Origin of the sequence: Okeania sp. SIO3B5 (assembly GCF_010692555.1) — a bacterium.
In the GTDB taxonomy this organism is placed as follows: domain Bacteria; phylum Cyanobacteriota; class Cyanobacteriia; order Cyanobacteriales; family Microcoleaceae; genus Okeania.
In genome coordinates this window covers 1-17936 of record NZ_JAAHHG010000182.1, presented here as the reverse complement: position 1 = coordinate 17936, position 17936 = coordinate 1, and the positions used below count along the sequence as shown (strand labels likewise).

11 protein-coding genes are annotated in these 17936 nt (G+C 36.5%); 5 read left to right on the top strand and 6 right to left on the bottom strand.

Going from position 1 to position 17936, the window contains the following annotated elements; all coding sequences use genetic code 11:
* Positions 1 to 131 precede the first annotated feature (131 nt).
* The 6 genes from F6K54_RS22400 to F6K54_RS22375 all read right to left on the bottom strand — a co-directional run bounded on the left by F6K54_RS22400 (position 132) and on the right by F6K54_RS22375 (position 9172).
* The gene (locus F6K54_RS22400) at positions 132 to 2849 is read right to left on the bottom strand and encodes a chloride channel protein (RefSeq protein WP_293082129.1); all 2718 of its coding nucleotides are present in this window, start codon (positions 2847 to 2849) and stop codon (positions 132 to 134) included.
* Positions 2850 to 4480: 1631 nt separating this feature from the next.
* Positions 4481 to 6796, bottom strand: coding sequence for a CHASE2 domain-containing protein (locus tag F6K54_RS22395; protein ID WP_293082126.1), 2316 nt, complete (start codon positions 6794 to 6796; stop codon positions 4481 to 4483).
* A gap of 143 nt (positions 6797 to 6939) precedes the next feature.
* Positions 6940 to 7305: a four helix bundle protein gene (locus F6K54_RS22390; RefSeq protein ID WP_293082123.1), complete on the bottom strand. Its 366-nt coding sequence runs from the start codon at positions 7303 to 7305 to the stop codon at positions 6940 to 6942.
* A gap of 88 nt (positions 7306 to 7393) precedes the next feature.
* Complete coding sequence (locus F6K54_RS22385) at positions 7394 to 7537, bottom strand: hypothetical protein (RefSeq protein ID WP_293082120.1); 144 nt, start codon at positions 7535 to 7537, stop codon at positions 7394 to 7396.
* A 2-nt stretch (positions 7538 to 7539) separates the two neighbouring features.
* Positions 7540 to 8835: an AAA-like domain-containing protein gene (locus tag F6K54_RS22380; protein ID WP_293082117.1), complete on the bottom strand. Its 1296-nt coding sequence runs from the start codon at positions 8833 to 8835 to the stop codon at positions 7540 to 7542.
* 214 nt (positions 8836 to 9049) lie between these two features.
* The gene (locus F6K54_RS22375) at positions 9050 to 9172 is read right to left on the bottom strand and encodes a hypothetical protein (RefSeq protein WP_293082114.1); all 123 of its coding nucleotides are present in this window, start codon (positions 9170 to 9172) and stop codon (positions 9050 to 9052) included.
* 228 nt (positions 9173 to 9400) lie between these two features.
* Here F6K54_RS22375 and F6K54_RS22370 point away from each other — a divergent pair, with 228 nt between their 5' ends.
* The 5 genes from F6K54_RS22370 to F6K54_RS22350 all read left to right on the top strand — a co-directional run bounded on the left by F6K54_RS22370 (position 9401) and on the right by F6K54_RS22350 (position 17556).
* Positions 9401 to 9952 (top strand): lysozyme, encoded by a 552-nt coding sequence (locus F6K54_RS22370; protein WP_293082111.1) that lies wholly within the window; start codon positions 9401 to 9403, stop codon positions 9950 to 9952.
* A gap of 174 nt (positions 9953 to 10126) precedes the next feature.
* Entirely contained in the window at positions 10127 to 10870 is a 744-nt protein-coding gene (locus F6K54_RS22365; protein ID WP_293082108.1) for a C39 family peptidase, read from the top strand.
* 581 nt (positions 10871 to 11451) lie between these two features.
* Positions 11452 to 14244 carry a caspase family protein gene (locus F6K54_RS22360; RefSeq protein WP_293082105.1) on the top strand — a complete coding sequence of 931 codons (2793 nt, stop codon included), beginning with the start codon at positions 11452 to 11454 and terminating at the stop codon, positions 14242 to 14244.
* A gap of 737 nt (positions 14245 to 14981) precedes the next feature.
* Positions 14982 to 16994 (top strand): NACHT domain-containing protein, encoded by a 2013-nt coding sequence (locus F6K54_RS22355; RefSeq protein WP_293082102.1) that lies wholly within the window; start codon positions 14982 to 14984, stop codon positions 16992 to 16994.
* A 289-nt stretch (positions 16995 to 17283) separates the two neighbouring features.
* Positions 17284 to 17556, top strand: coding sequence for a hypothetical protein (locus F6K54_RS22350; protein ID WP_293082099.1), 273 nt, complete (start codon positions 17284 to 17286; stop codon positions 17554 to 17556).
* The last annotated feature ends 380 nt before the right edge of the window (positions 17557 to 17936 follow it).

Sequence of the window (17936 nt, the reverse complement as noted above, 5' to 3'; positions counted from 1 at the left end):
GTCCGGATAAGAGCGATCTGGAAAAAAACCAAAACTGTCACTTGCAGTACAAATCTTTTTATTCTCCCTACTCCCTACTCCCTACTCCCTACTCCCTTATTTATAACTGTTCAACCGGACATGATATTATATCATTCATTATAAGCAGTCCGCACCAGAATTACAGTACAATCACAACCACGAGCGATCGCCTCTGGAATATTCCCATTAATTACTTGTTTCAAAAATCCTCCCTTACTAGCACCAATAACTATAACGTCACAGTTATGAACATTAGCCAAATCAACTACAGCAGTTGAAACAGAACTAGCAGAGACTGAAGTAGCTGTAACTTTTGTATCCAAACGATGCCGAAGAATATTTGCTGCTCGTTTCATTTCCTCAATATTAGTCTTAACAACAGATTTAGTTAAAACTTGACATAAGAAAATTTCTGGTTTCATACTTAAAGAAACCAAGGCAGGCAAAAGCTTTACTGCTGCAGCTTGTGTAGGAATATCTCGAATGGGTACTAACCACCGTCGCCATTCAAAAAAAGAATGCATATAATCAGAAATAAAATTATCCCGGTCTGCTTCAAATTTTTCATTAGCATTAGTAATACCTTTGAATATTTCCTCTTTTAACTTCCTACCTCCCCACTTCACCACTATTACTTCACAAATAGCTTGTCGTATCAGAGTATCCACAATACTGCCAAAAATAAGACCAGAAGCAGAAGAGTCACCCTTCCAACCCATCAGTATTAGGGATATATGTCTTTCCTTAATAATTTCCAAAAGAGTATCAGCAACATCGTGACCAACCCGAATTTGAGTGTGCATGGGAATTTCCAAATCCTTAGCTATGCGCTCTGCCATTGCTAATAAACGACGACTCTTAGTTATATCTACCACAGTTTCTGCCGGGGAACTTTGACGAGGCACAATCAAAACTTGCACGCATTCCAATTCATAATTACGTTGCCGAGCGATAACAGAGGCTAATCTCAATAATGCGGGAGCTGTACTAGGATTACTTAATGGTACTAATAATCGACCATGCCCTATTTGAGGTGATTGTGTTTGATAAACTATATAAGAAGGCTCTTGAGTATGAGTTCCCAGATTTGTCTTACCTGTTTGTTCTGACTCTACTCGGATAATATCAGTATCAGTAATAATTCCTACCAGATGACGCCCTTCCATCACAGGTAAACGACTAAGTTTGTATTGATGTAAAAGATACAAAACTTCGCTCAGATTATCTGTAGTTTTAACTGTCATGGGATGAGATGTCATAAACTCTTTTAATAGAGTGTCTCCAGGAAGTTCGCGTTTGCGAGTGTAAGCTAAATCTGTCTGAGTGACGATACCTACGAGCAAGCCATCATGATCGACTACTGGAAAACCTCGATGATGGGAACTAGAAAATTTATGCTTCACCTTATCCAAAGTCAGATGAAAATCAAGAGTTTCTACAGGAGTGTGCATGACTTCATCCGCACTAATATTACTCAAATAATCATTTGCTGACTTTTTCTTCTTGAGTGGCATACCTTTGAAATTTAAAATCCTGTCGGAGAGAGACTTTTGATCTATCTTTTCTGCAGTCAATAATGCAACAATAGAAACAATCATTAGTGGCAATACTAAGCGAAAATCTTGTGTCTTCTCAAAAATAATTACTACTGCTGTCATGGGTGCCCTTGAAACAGCACAAAAGAATGCACCCATTCCTGCTAGAGCAAAAATTGTTGGATGTTCCATACCAACTACATTACTTTGGCAAATTCCAACTATCTGACCGAGGGCGGACCCAATAACTAAGGATGGAGCAAAAAATCCGCCAGGGGCACCGGAACTGGCAGCAAATATTGTCAAGAGAGAGTGTTCGATAAAAGCAATGAAACTAAATTTCAAGCTAGCTTCGTTACTGCCTAGCAATTCTCTTAAAGCTGTATGGTTACGAAATGAATCTGGTAAAAATGCGATTATTAAACCACTAATTAATCCTGTGAGAGCTATTCGCCAAGGTAATGTTAATTTTAGTTGGCGCTCAAATATGAAAGCTGCAATAATTCCTCGACTAAATGCTGTTCCTAATAAACCTGCTAATATTCCCAAAATTATGTAAAAAGGAATTTCTTTGAGGTGTAAAAATCCTGTAATTGAGTTATCTAAGTAACTGTTCTTATCTAAGTATAAACTTTCTCCCCCTAGCATTTGGGAAACAACTGCTCCAACGAAAGAAGCAATAATTGCTGGCCCCAAGGTAATACCAGAAACATCGTGCATTAGGTCTTCTACTACAAATAAAACTCCAGCAATGGGGGCGTTGAAACCAGCAGCTAAACCAGCAGCAGCACCACAGGCAATTAGCTGACGACGGTAGTTTGGAGAAGTAGGAACTAAACGACTGATCCAAGCTGCCAAGGACGCACCTATTTGTACTGTTGGGCCTTGTCGCCCTAATGTTAATCCAGACCCCACTGTCAGGATGGTAGTGAACATTTTGACAATGGCGATCGCTAAGTTTAACGGAATTCGCATACCTGCGAGGGCAGCTTTTACTTGAGGTACTCCACTTCCTCCTGTTTCTGGTGCTAAACGCTCTACTAATAAACCTGCGACAAGTCCTCCAACAGCGCCAAAAATTGGTAGTAATAACCAGGGTGGATATTTGAGGGACGCAGTTATGCGCAAACTGCCTACCCATCCGGCGCCTTCTTTTAATATGACTGCTGCTAGACCAGATACGATTCCGATTAAGCAAGCTTCAAAGACTGCTAGACGTTTCGGTCTTAGTAGTGGATAAATAAAGTTTTTGATATGGATTTGAAATTCTTGTTTGATATACTGATGCCACATAACAGAGTTTAGGGTGTTGTTTTGGCAGTATGGAATAAAGTTTTGTGTTTATTCTAGTTCTTACTGGTTCTTTTTTATCTTCTTCGTTGCGGGTTAATATCAAATCTGGTAGCAGGGGAGCGTGGGGAGTTTAGAAAAAAGCTACAACTTAATGGGTGAAATTAACTGTTTGGGGGTTCTATTTTCCCAGATATCCCACAAAGCGATACCTCCCAAACTTAGTCCCCCAATAGGTTTCACCCTTAATGAAACAACCATGATTAATGGGAGTACAAATAATGTTGTGTTTCATGGGATGATAATTTCTATCAATCCAATTATTCTGATGTGCTTCATGAGATGATAATTTCTATCAATCCAATTATTCTGATATGCTTCATGGGATGATAATTTCTATCAATCCAATTATTCTGATATGCTTCATGGGATGATAATTTCTATCAACCTAATTATTCTGATATGCTTCATGGGATGATAATTTCTATCAACCTAATTATTTTGATATGCTTCATGGGATGATAATTTCTATCAACCTAATTATTTTGATATGCTTCATGGGATGATAATTTCTATCAACCTAATTATTCTGACTCCTGTATCTTGCTCATCTGATGGCAACCTTATCCTTATAAAACCCATTTTAGATCTATATAATTGTGGTAGTCAAGTCTTTTCGCGCATCAATTTTGAGAAAAAATCATCTGAAGGAGTGTTGAATTTTTTGTACTATCTCTCCCCACATCTTCTCTGTTCCCTCTTACCGAATTATTAATTATTAATTATTAATAATAGGACTTACGCAGATACGCTATATATAGCGCTTAAAACTATTGTCCAATAGTACTTGAACTCTATAAATAGTGCCTCTGCGTAAGTCCTGAATAATTAATAATTGGGTAAATGATGAAAATATTTTAGTGCGGGCATCTTGCCCGCTTCGGGCTGTACCTCACGGGCAACGGGAAGCGCTGTATCATGCTCGCATTAACTACTAGACATCTCCAAAAATCAAAAATAAAATCAATTCTCATATCAAATCCGGTAGCATCGGTGTAATTAGATAGTTAATCTAGGACTCAGGAGTCAGAACTCAGAACTCAGGAGAAAAGAGAATTTAGAAAGATTTGCTCTTTAGGTGAAGATGAAAATTTTTTTATACCGAACCCGAGCGGATTTGATACCACACAGAAATTATCAATTATTCCCCTCCACCGGAGGCAGGGCTGTTTCAAAGTCAAATAAATAATCGATATGATTGAGAATTGAGGGCAACATTACCGGAATTTGGGGAAAAGTCAGGAAAAAGGGCGATTTTTCGGGGTGGAGGTAGGGAAAAGCTCCCAAAGAATCTAGGTCTAATCAACGGAATTTCTGAAAAATCCATTTTTTCACCAAAATTATTGATCGATAAATTTGGGGAAAATCCAATGGTATTGGGTGGAAAATTCTCCCCTGCTCCCTGCTCCCCTGCTCCCCTGCTCCCCTGCTCCCCTGCTCCCCTGCTCCCCTGAAGCCTTAAGCAAGAATGAAACAGCCCTCCCAGGAGGGAGGGGCGAGAGGTGGGTTCCCTACTCCTGTACGGGCGAATCGCGATTAGCCCCTACTGCCTACTCCCTCTTTTCTGGAGATGTCTACTGAATACTAACGAAGAAAACACCAACACCACTAATCATCAACGCCAAAATAGAGGGTACTAAAGGCAGCACAAAACCTTGAGTAAAAAAAAACAAACTAACTGAATATAAAATAATAATATTTCCTCCTATCAATAAGACAAACAATAAAACTCGACGAAAATAACAACCGATTGCACTACCAACACCACACCAACCAAAAATCCATAACCACTCCAACCACCAACTCCAAAAAGTAATTAAAGGTCTACGATCCAAAACTGCCCTAATAATTTGACTAACCTGATGTGCGTGTAAAACAACCCCAGACATTTGCTTCTGAGAAATAGTTTCAACATAACTATAAGGAGTATAAAATTTATCGTTCGCATAAGGATCTGTACTACCAATAAGCACAATTTTATCCCTAACAAAAAAACTATCAAATTCCCCAGACAAAAGATCCGAAATACTAATATAATTAGCCACGCGTTCGGCATTTCTATAATTAAGTAAAACTTGAAACCCACCATCATCAAATTTTTGATAAATACCTTGTCTTTCTACAAGTTCCTGAAAAACAACATCACCAACTTTAATACTTCCACTCGAAGTAAATTCTAGTTTAATTCCTTGACTTTCCAAATAATTAAAAGCAACCCTAGCACTTAACGAATAACTTGTTTTACAAGGGTCTTGTTCTTCTTTTCCCATAAACATTAAATGGCGACGGAGAACATCTATTTGACCATTATCGACAACAAAATCAGTAAAACCTAAACGTTCTTCTGGCACTCCTTGAGGAGGTTTAGTACCAGGTTTATTTTTGTGATATTCACTAGCACTACAAACAGCAACTATTTTCTGATTATTACTCAAAATTTTTAATAATTTTTTATAACCAGATTCAGAAGGTAAAGGTTTTTCTCGCCAAAAATCTAAACCGATAATTGTAGGTTTATGAATTTCTAATTTGGCTATTACCTCAGTCAAAATTTCATCACTTAAATCACTACCAATACCATATTTATTAATATCTTTTACCGTAACTTCAACAATTAAAATATTAGGGTCTGGCAGCTCTGGATTTCGCCATCGCATCAAGCGGTCGTACTCATTTAATTCTAAATTTTGTAGCCAACCTAAACTTCTAAAACTAACAACTCCCACCCATACCAAACCAGCAAAAACTACACTCATTCCTAATTTTTTAGGTTTTGGTTGAGGTAGCTCTAGATTACTTTCTAAATAAGCTAATTTTTCTGACACCCAATCTAGATTAAAAATTGTCTGATAGATTTTATTAAAAATAACTAATTTATCCTGTTTTTTTATGACTACACCAGACAAACGCAAAGCCATTTGGATGCGACTATCATCAGCTTTAACTTCTCCTTGCAAGAGAATTTTTTTATATAATTTCAGTAATTGAGGAGCAAGTTGACCATGATTAACTAAATAATCGTGCATATATTTTAAATGAGTGGGATTATCTTTTTCTTCCCAATAAGTTAAAATATGTTCTTCTACCAACTTATCAACATCCGGTTCAGAATCATCTGCATAATCAACAATAATTTGACAGAGTTTCTGAGTTAAAAAAGGTTGACCACCACTCCAATCAAAAACTTGTTGCAAAACAATTTCCGGTTCTTCTACTATTCCATCTAATCCCTGAGTTAATACTTTTCCATCTGCAAAAGTTAACTCTGTTAATTCAATTGGATGACCAATATTAAAAGGAGTATGTTTTGTATCTCTAATTAAATCCTCCGGAGTCGCTACTCCAAAAAAACAAAAAATTAGGCGATGATAATCAGATTTTTTATCCTCAGCACGACGATTATAACAAGAGCGAATAAAAGCTAAAATTTCATTTTTAAAAGGGCAATTTACAAGTACATCAATTTCATCAAGAAAAATATATATTTTTTGGGGATTAGGAAAATTAACAAATAAAATTTCTTCAATAAACTGAGCGAAACGTTGAAGATTAGTCAAATGTTGATGACTGATTACCCACTGTTGATAATTGATACTATTGTCTAGCTCACATCTATAAAATATTTCTCTGAAAAAACCCTCATACCAAGATTGTTTTTCTATGGAAAAATCGCATAATATAGTCATGTCAATTGGGATACATTGACAACCTTGAGAGCGTAATTCTTTCATTACTCTTACCCGCAAACTAGACTTACCCATTTGACGAGCATTAAATACATAACAATATTCTCCTGCTTGGAGTTTTTGGGATAATTCTCCATCTTGTTTTCTGACTACATAAGTGGGATTATTTGCTGATAAACTCCCTCCGGTTGATTGATAATTCATGATTTTTTAAATAATTTAATTGGTATTTTTTTTGAAGGAGTCAGTTTAAGAAGGAGTCAGTTTAAGAAGGAGTCAGGAGACAGGAGACAGGAGACAGGAGTTTTTTTAGGAGAGAGGAGGAAGAGAGATTAGGAATTAGGAGATTATCTGCGTTTTTCAATTGCATTTATATACGAATCTAATAGTTTACTTACTTCTTCTAGATCCAGTAGAAGTTTTGAAGTATCTCCATATCCAAGGTCATTTGCCAGAATTAGGTAATACCGACTTTCTTCTAATGAACCTTGTGCAATATTCAAAAATCGGATTTTATCTGCTAGACCTTTTTTTCTAAAGCCTTCTGCTATATTAGCTGGTACTGATACGGATGCTCGCCTTAACTGACTTGTTAATCCATAGGTTTCTGTTTTTGGGAAATTGCTACTGAAACCATAGACTTCTAATACAAGTTGATGTGCTTTTTGCCAAACTATTAAATCTCGAAAGTTTTTAGCAGGTTCTCTTTTCATTTTGTGTAAGATTGCTTGATTTCAATTGATATTTGAACTACATCTTAATCAACATAATTATGATTCTTATTCCTAATTACTAATTTTTTTAAAACTCCTTCTTCCATCTCCTGTCTCCTGACTCCTGTCTCCTGACTCCTTCTTCCATCTCCTGTCTCCTGACTCCTGTCTCCTGACTCCTTCTTCCAACTCCTGTCTCCTGTCTCCTGTCTCCTGTCTCCTGTCTCCTCACCCTCACCTCTCCTGAAAATATTGTCGATATAAATTACAGCGAGGTTGAGCATAATCACCTTTAATTGTAATTAATCCCATGGCTTCTAATTGATGTATCTCACGATTTTTATCAGGTAAACGTACTGGAGAATTAGCTTTTAATATTTCCTGAAAAACTACTTTTATATTTGGCTTTTCTGCCATGGTTTCTAAATGTCTACTTAAATGTTCTTGATAAATTCCAGTTTCAGTAGGAGCATATTTTAATAGTTCTTCAATTGTCAATTCATCCTGAAACATTTTGTATAATGCTAATCTGATTAGATAAGGATGTCCTCCTACCATAGACATTAAAGGAGTTACTATTTCTGGATCAAGTTGATGTAAATATATTAATTGAGTTACCTGCTCTGATGTAAATTCTTTTAATTCTATGGGTAAACCTACATTAAAAGGAGATTGATAAATATCTAATTTGCCATGATATTCTGTGGAATAAGCAATTACCATTCTGAGATTTCCCCAAATTTCAAAATTATTACTTTCTTCATACCAACTTCTTAACATGGTAAAAAAGTTTTTAGATATTTCTGGGTAGTTGAATATTTCATCGACTTCATCTAAGAGTAATACGACCTTTTTTTCTAAATGAAATAACAGGGCTTTCAGTTCTTGAGTACAAGATATTTTTGCATTATCATCATCCCATGAATTTCCCTCTGGCACATCAGTAAATCGACTTTTGATATTCTTATTAAATGCTTTGATAAAACTATTAATATTGCTGATATTTTGGGGTTCAATCAGAGTGTCAAATCTCAGATACACAGGAATATAATTATTTTGATTTGCTTTGGCTTGTATCCGTTGAATTAGAGAAGTTTTACCCATTTTTTTTGGTGCTTTTATTCTTACTAAAGAACCTGGTTTTTCTATTTCTCCGTAACATTCAGACTCCACAGAACAACGTCTAATTCGATAACGTTGTATATAAAAAGGAGAATCTAATTTTTCTGGTCTACCAGGAATAACAACTTGACTGATATGAAAACCATAATAATTTCGTAACTCATTACTAACTAAATCAGGTTTATATTGGCTGAATATTTTTACTAAATATTCTTCCCGCTCCAGACTAGATTCTGAATAGTTGAATTTAGTAGCGATCGCTTTTAATTTTCGACCTACATTAGATTGGTCACAATTCATTATCTGAGCAATTTGTTGATATTTTTTATCTGATAAACGCAAGTGTAATATTTGTTTTTCATTATCTGGTAAATGAGAGTAAATGTGGTCAAATATTTCTTTATTCATAATTTTTATTCAAGCTTTAGTCTCTCTAGTTATTGATATGAAGATAACTTACGGACTCTTACAGCGTCAAGGGATGAAAAGTGATAATATTCAAATTATAAGTCATCCTAAATATGTTCTGAAAAAAAATCTGGAAATTAGGAAATAGGTAACATAGATAAGAACTTCATAGTTTTTATTTATTTTTATATTTTTTACAAATCATTTAGGATTGCTATATAGTAGCTAATATATATTCATCTTTTTCCTTCTTCCTTCTTCCTTCTGCTAGAAATTTGCTGATACTTAATCTTGAGATATTTCTGGATAAAATACGACAATGTGAATTAATTGACACAAAAAATTATTTTCCTGCCCTGAACGTGCAAAAAAATACACATTGACAATTGTGGAATGATTTTTGAGGGTTTTTCAAAATTAAGTGTGCAATTAAATGCAATTTTTTTCTAGAGCAAATAAACCTTAGCTATGATTATTTGTAATGGAACAAGGTTGAGACGCAAACTATTCTAATTAACCTATTCCAAAAACTAATATACTTTTACTACTTTACAGGAGTAAAATAATGCAAGTTCTACGAAAAATATCACAAAATTGCCTAAATATAATCAAAAAATGGGAAGGATTATATCTTGACGCTTATCTAAACTCAGTAGAAATATGGAGTATTGGTTATGGAATTACCGAATATTCTGATGGTAAAAAGGTCAAACAAGGAGATGAAATTAGCATACAGCAAGCCAGAAAATTCCTTCAATATAAAGTCGATAAAGTTACTGATGAAGTTAATCAATTAATTAGAGTTTCTCTTACCCAAAACCAGTTTGATGCTTTAGTATCTTTCTGTTATAACGTGGGAATTACTACATTCAAATATAGCACTTTACTAGAAAAACTTAATCAAGGAGATTATCAAAGTGCTGCTAATGAGTTTCCCAAATGGAACAAGGTTATGGTTAATGGAGTAAAAACAATACTACCTAGTTTAGTTGAGCGTCGGGATAATGAAAAAAATCTTTTTTTAAGCAATAATTTCACCAGCAATAATGAATTATCATATCTAGCTGGATTAGGATTATTTGATCCTATGGCAGTATCCTTGAAACCCTTACATTGAGTCAATGCACAAATTAAAAATTGTATTAGTAGGATCAACTAATTTACCAAAAAATTATGGTCTAAAGTCTCTTGGTTTCCTACGGAATGCTGCGCAAACAGCTAGAGGTACTGATAACTGATAACTGATAACTGATAACTGAAATGACCATCACTATTTTTAAGGATTCCAATCATGAATAATACCAGATTTCCTGACTCAAAACTGCTTGATTTTGTTAAGTATTATGATAGTAATAACCCCCACCATCGTAATGCTTTCCTAAAAATCGCTTCCTTTTTGCCCGATGACTTTTACAATAACGATGCAGAGTGGGTAAAAATTTACCGTTCTCACCCTGCTAAAAAAATTGCTCGTTCCTCTGCTGGAGTAAATCTAGATGTCACTTACTTTTCCCAGGGTGACAACTATCGCGATGCTCATCGCACTTGTTTTTCTTCTTCTTGTGCGATGCTGTTAAATTATCTCCGGTCTGGAGTCATCAGGAGCGATGATGATTACGTTCGTGAAGTTTTCAACAGAGGAGACACTACTGACTCCGGGGTTCAAATTCAAACTCTGCGACACTTTGGAGTTACTGCTGATTTTGTTCAAAACGCAAATAATAATACCCTCAAGGAGTACCTCAACCGAGGCATTCCTGTTCCCTGTGGGATTCTTCACAAAGGCTCTTCTCATAACCCATCGGGTGAAGGCCACTGGATTGTAGTTATTGGTTATGAAGACAACAAAAATGCTCCAGGTGGGGGATATTGGGTAGTTAACGATCCCTGGGGGGAGATAGATCATGCTAGTGGTACTTACATTTCCGAAAATGGTAAAATGTTGAAATATTCTTATAGTCTGATGGATGCCCGTTGGACTGTGAACAATAGCACTGATGGATGGTGTGTTTTAGCAAAATCTTGGATTGATTGAAGAAGGAGTCATATTATGTTCGGTTGAATACTTACACTTTGGAGGAAGGAAGGCAGAAGGCAACCCACCCCTAACCCCTCCCAGGAGGGGAAGGCAGAAGGGAAGAAAAGGTTAAAAGGGATAAAGTTTTTTTATCATTGATTATCCGAACATGATATCAGAAGACAGATCAATTAGGACTTATATCATGTCCGGTTGAATACTTACACTTTGGAGGAGGTAAGGCAGCTATGCTGGAGGCAGGAGGCAGAAGGAAAGAAAAGGTTAGAAGGGAAAAGGTTTTTTTATCACGCTATTATCCGGACATGATATTACGCAAAATAATCTTTTATAGCCTAGTTGTGGCATAAGGTGCGTTGCAACACACCCTAAGAGTACAAAGGGTTCTAAGTATAAATACTAAAACGCCCAATACTATTTTTGACTGGAATTGCCAGCATAATTACTGTTATATATAGTTATATATAGTCATAGGTAATTTCACAAGCTTTATTGAGACTTTGGTGTTCTGAATTATTTAGACTCCTACAAATTCTCTCAAAGGTCAATACAACAACTTGAGAAAATATTAGAGGAACATTATGGCAGACATTAATGAGTTAATTGAAAAACTGGCAGAACTTGATGAAGAAACATTGCAAGCTCAACTTGGGATGCAAGTACAAAGTTTGGAAGATAATTTAACCAGAGGTGCTTCTGTAGAATCTATCAATATCAATACATTGACGGCTGTTCCCAGAGGTCCAGAGGGTAATAAATTTATAGAATTTGGTCAGAATTTTTTTCAACGCCTGAATGGAGAAGCTTACGATTTATTATGTGGTAGCGATCCATTTGGTGATAGCGGTAAAACAATGGAAAAAATTGAAGATGCTTACAATGACAGTTCTACAAAAGCTGCGGGTTTGTTGACTCCCCTTTTGGTTACTAATTTAGGGTTAGCTCCAACGATCGCTGCTATTGTTGCTACTTTAATTGTGCAGAAAATTGCTAGCGCAGTGGGCGATACAATTTGCTCAATGTGGCAAGACAGTTTAGATGGGTATAAACCACCTGAAATAGAGTCCGAAACATCCCGGTCTTCAGATCGACCAAAAGATAGAAAAGATGGAGGTCGTCGAGAAAAGACATCTATGGTTTCAGATCGACCAAAAGATAGAAAAGATGGAGGTCGTCGAGAAAAGACATCTAGGGTTTCAGATCGACCAAAAGATAGAAAAGACGGAGGTCGTCGAGAAGGTACATTTGATGCTCCAATATTATCTCCTGAAACACCTAACCAAACCTCCAATTTTCACGCTTTACTCATCGGAATTGACTTTTATTTTCCCCACAAATTACCTGATGGGAACTATAGAAACTTGCGGGGTTGTGTTCGAGATATTAATCATGTTGAAACCTATTTAAAAAATACTTTCAACCTTACCCCCGACCAAATTATTAAACTCACTGCTACTGCTTCTGATAATCCTAAACAACCCAAAGAAACCCCCGAATTTTTACCAACTTATGAGAATATAGTTGCTAAATTTAAAGAGGTAACGGCTAAAGCAAAACCTCAAGACCAAATATATATTCACTACTCTGGTCATGGCGGACAAGCAAAAACAGTTTTTACAGATATTAAGGGTATTTCTGGTATAGATCAAGGCTTAGTTCCCACAGATATTGGTCAACCAAATTCTAACTATTTACGCGATTTAGAATTTGCTAAACTGCTCCAAGAAATGGTTGAAAAAGAGTTAGTTGTTACCCTGGTACTTGATAGTTGTCATTCTGGAGGAGCAACAAGAGAAATAGAAGATGACCGGGTTCGTGCTGGGGGTTTTATTGATATGACTCCCCGACAAACTGATAGTTTAGTGGCATCTCTTCAACAATTAGAAGAAAATTGGAATAATTCAACAGCAAATAGTCAGACTATTACTGTAGCTAATGGTTTATTGCCAGAACCAAAAGGTTATACTTTAATTGCAGCTTGCCGAGATAATGAATCTGCTTATGAAGATGTTTTTGAAGGAACAGAACGCAACGGCGCTTTAACTTATTTTCTGTTAAAATCTTTGCAAGAATTTGGCAAAGAACTTTCTACAGAAGAGCTATTTAATCGGATTTCTAATTTGATTCATAATTGGCAAGAAAAACAAACACCAATGTTAATTGGAGAGACAAAGCGGAGTTTTTTCGGCAGTCAATTTATTGTTAGTACTCCTACTCCTACAGTAATGGATGTAGATGTTGCTAAAAACCGAGTCAAAATCCAAGTTGGGCAAGCTAATGGTTTTAAAAAAGGAGCTGAATTTGAGATTTTCAAGTTTATGACTAGGGATTTTCAAGACAGCCAAAATAAAATTGCTACAGTCAAAATTGTCGAATTAGGAGCATCTGATAGTTGGGCAGAAGTAACAGAGTTACATAATATCAGAAGCATTAATAATGATTTGAAAGTAGGAATGATTGAAATAGGTTCGCCTGCTGTATTTATCAGTCCTGGGGTGAAACAAATTCGGAAAGTTGCTCTGATTTTGCCAGACCCGCTTCCGGAAATTCCAGGTGTAAATGTGGCGTTATTGCCTAATATTATCGCAGCTAAGAAAGAACAAGTTGAAGGTCATCGCTGGATAGAATTTTGTTCTGAAACGGATAAAGATATAGATTATTTTGTTTCATTGAATGCTGCTGGAGAATATTGGGTTTTAGATGCTGAAAAAGAGCCGATTAAAAATATTATTTTTCCGATAAAAGCAGATGGGCCTGAAGCTATTCAAAAGTTAATTAATCGGTTAATTCATCTTGCCAAATATCAAAATATTTTGGATTTAGAGAATGACGTATATTTTCCGGAATTAAATGGAAAGTTAAAAGTGGAGTTGGGTAACAAGACAAAGAAGGGAGATTTTTTGCCTTTAGAAAAAAACAGCAATAATCTTTATGAATTAGAAGAAGATGAGCAGATTTTTCTCCGAATACACAATCAATCTAATCGAACTTTAAATGTCACAGCTTTAATACTTCAGGCCGATTTAAGTATTGAAAAATTATATCCTGAAGGTGCTGGTTATGAAGTGGTAGAATCTGGGAAAAAAATAGAAAATGATGACGATATAACAATCTCATTGCCAGAAAATTATCAGGAAGGTATAGATGTTATTAAAGTATTTGCTACTTTAGATGCAACTAATTTTCAAATATTAGAATTACCAGCATTAGACCAATCTCGAAAAGGATTTGTTAATCAACAAGCTACTAATGCTTTAGAAGAATTATTAGTAGCAATTATTGATGAAAATTCACCCCAACGAAATATGAAGATGAAAACTTCTGCTAGTAGGAAATGGACGACAGAAAAAGTGGAGGTGTTGGTGAGGAAGTAGTCAGGAGACAGGAGTCAGGAGCTAAAAAATGCGGCGTTGCATAAATGCGCTTGGGATTTTAATAGTTTTGTGGAATGGGCATCTTGCCCGTTCTTGATATTTTCACTCCTTGGCAGGATACTTATCCCACTTATATCATGTCCGGTTGAATAGTTACACTTTGGATGAAGGAAGGCAGGGGGCAGGAGGCAGGAGGCAGAAGGAAAGAAAAGATTAGAAGGGATAAAGTTTTTTGATCACTGATTATCCGGACATGATATAAGAAGTAGTCAGGAGACAGGAGTCAGGAGCTAAAAAATGCGGCGTTGCATAAATGCGCTTGGGATTTTAATAGTTTTGTGGAATGGGCATCTTGCCCGTTCTTGATATTTTCACTCCTTGGCAGGATACTTATCCCACTTAAATATTCATCCCTTAATTCAGCAACGCCAAAAATGCTGTATTTTTGGTAGATAAACAATCATCTTAATTTACAGCGCTTTCCGTTGTTATGAAGTACACCTATCGCGGGCAAGATGCCCGCACTACAATATTTTTACCAAATACTTTTTTTCCCCCTTAATGAGAGTCAAAAACCTCAAATTTCAAATTTGAAATTTGAAATTTCATAATCAAGCATCTTTGACCAAAAAATCAGCTCTCAAGCCTCTGACTTTCCTGCGGAATGCTGCGCAAACAGGCAGAGGTACTGATAACTGATAACTGATAACTGATAACTGAAATGGCTGATAACTGAAATGACTCAACAACCAAATTCCAATCAAAGCTTAAATTTTGATGGTGATACCTCCGTAGAAGGTAGTATCGGTCAAGCTGGACATGATTTAATTCAAGCTGGACGAGATTTAAATCAGGCTGGACGAGATTTAATTCAGACTGTGACAGTTTATGAAGGCATTAGTATTGCTGGTTTGTTTCGTCGAGAAGTCAAACCTCCAACTCAACAAGAATATCGCTGGCGCAAAAAACTACTCAACCAAGTTCAACAATATTGGGTAAAAGATGTTTTAGAAAGGTCTCTGCATAATCAAGCTATGATCAACCTGGGACTTGAAGCACGAGATGCTTTAGTCGAACGTCCCTTCAGTAATGTTCAAATTTCCCCCCAGGAGCCACAACAACCTGTATCTACAACTGGAGACATCACCACTGTATTTGGTCGTCTGGGGGAAGGGCGCACTTTACTAATTTTAGGTGAACCTGGAGCGGGGAAAACAACCATGTTGTTGAAACTGACACGGGATCTAATTACTGAAACCGATCAAAACTTGAATCAACCTATACCTGTGGTTTTGAACTTATCCTCCTGGGCAAAAAAGCAGCAAAAAATAGCTGAGTGGTTAGTTGACGAACTTCTGAGTAACTATGGTGCAAATAAATCTCTGGGTAAAATATGGGTTAAGGAGCAACAACTGTTACTTCTACTCGATGGTTTGGATGAGGTGAAAGCAAAACATCGAGAAGCTTGCGTCCAGGCAATTAATCAATTTATGCAAGACTATGGGTTAGTTGAGATGGTAGTCTGTAGTCGCATCAAAGAGTATGAAGCTCTCTCAAGTCGTCTGAAACTGCGGGGTGCTATCTATGTTCAACCTCTGACATCGGAGCAAGTTAACCAATATTTAGATAAAGCAGGGTCACAACTACAGGGTGTACGAACCTTATTGCAACAAGATACAGCTCTGCAAGAGATGATGAAATCTCCCCTAACGCTCAGTATTGTCAGCATTGCTTACAAAGATATCTCTGCGGAAAATTTACCACAAATGGGTTCTATTGAGGAACGTCGTCGGCATCTTTTTGATACTTATATTGAGCAGATGTTTCACCGTCATGGACGAGCTGTGAGGATGAAATATAAGCCAGAGCAAACCAAACATTGGTTGACTTGGTTGGCGACTCGGATGGTGAAGCAGTCTCAAACTGTGTTTTTGATTGAGAAAATACAGTTTACTTGTTTACAAAAGAAGGGTGAACGTATCTTTTATCGCATTGTTAGTGCATTAGTTTCTGGGCTGGTTGGAGGGCTGATTGGAGGGCTAATTTTGGGGCGGATTTCAGGGCTGATTTTGGGGCTAATTGGAGGGCTGATTTTGGGGCTAATTTTGGGGCTGATTGGAGGGGAAATTAAAACTGTTGAAAGCTTAAAATGGTCTAGTCAAGAATTCAAAAAAAACATAAAACAAGGACAGATTTATGGGCTGATTTATGGGCTGATTGGAGTGCTAATTTTGGGGCGGATTTATGGACTGATTTTAGGGCTAATTTATGGGCTGATTTATGGGCTGATTGGAGGGCTATTATATACTATTATTCAAGGATTAAAAGGACCAGAAATAGAGACTAAAAAAGTTGCCAATCAAGGACTGAAAAAATCCGCACTAAATGCTCTATTTTTAGGGTTAATTGTAGCTATAGTGTCAGGAATACTAGGATTTTTATGTATGGAGCTAATGGAAACTCTTGCCAACAGAAATAATGAGATATCGTGGGTATATTTCATACTTTTTGTGCCATTCGGTTTAATAATCGGGATAGCTTTTGGTGGTGGATATGCTGTCATTCAACACCTAACTTTACGTTCAATGCTTTATCAAAAAAACTTTGCTCCCTGGAATTATGCTCGTTTTCTTGACTACGTCACAGAACTAATATTCATGCAAAAAGTTGGGGGTGGTTACATCTTTATTCACCGGATGTTACTGGAACATTTTACTAAAATTGAACCAGAGACTACTCCAGAAAGTTAGGTTAAAATTTCTCAGTCAATAGACTTAGCAAATCAACCAACTGTAGTTATGCTTTAGCACTAAAAAAATTATTCAGGCTAGAGTATAACTACTGGAGTGACACGCCTAAAAATGTAGGTTGGGTAGAACGAAGTGATACCCAACACAGCCTCATTATTGTTGGGTTTCCTACGTCAACTCAACCTACTAATACTAAATTCTCACTAATTGTTTGTAGTTGTGCTTGAGCGCTAAAAAAATTATTTGGGTTAGAGTATAACTACTGGAGTGACACGCCTAAAAATGTAGGTTGGGTAAACGAAGTGATACCCAACACAGCCTGATTATTGTTGGGTTTCCTACGTCAACCCAACCTACTAATACTAAATTCTCACTAATTGTTTGTAGTTGTGCTTTTGCACTAAAAAAATTATTTGGGTTAGAGTATAACTACTGGAGTGACACGCCTAAAAATGTAGGTTGGGTAGAACGAAGTGATACCCAACACAGCCTGATTATTGTTGGGTTTCCTACGTCAACCCAACCTACTAATACTAAAAAAATTATTTGGGTTAGAGTATAACTACTGGAGTGACACGCCTAAAAATGTAGGTTGGGTAGAACGAAGTGATACCCAACACAGCCTGATTATTGTTGGGTTTCCTACGTCAACCCAACCTACTAAAATTAATTTATGAGGCACAGTTTTAGATCCCCCCCTTACCCCCCTTAATAAGCTATCCCTTACCCATAACTCCTGAAACCCTTGTGCGGACGGGGAGACACGGAGAGGGGGAGACACGGAGAAAAAATCATAGTATCTAAATAAAAATACTTAAAATTTCACAGATAAATGTGCTTTTTCATACATTTTTCTCCCAAAAAAGCCGAACTAAGACTTACCCATAATTTGTCAGTTTTGTCAAGTTTTATGTTAAGAAATATGTGGGTAAAGCATAGCTT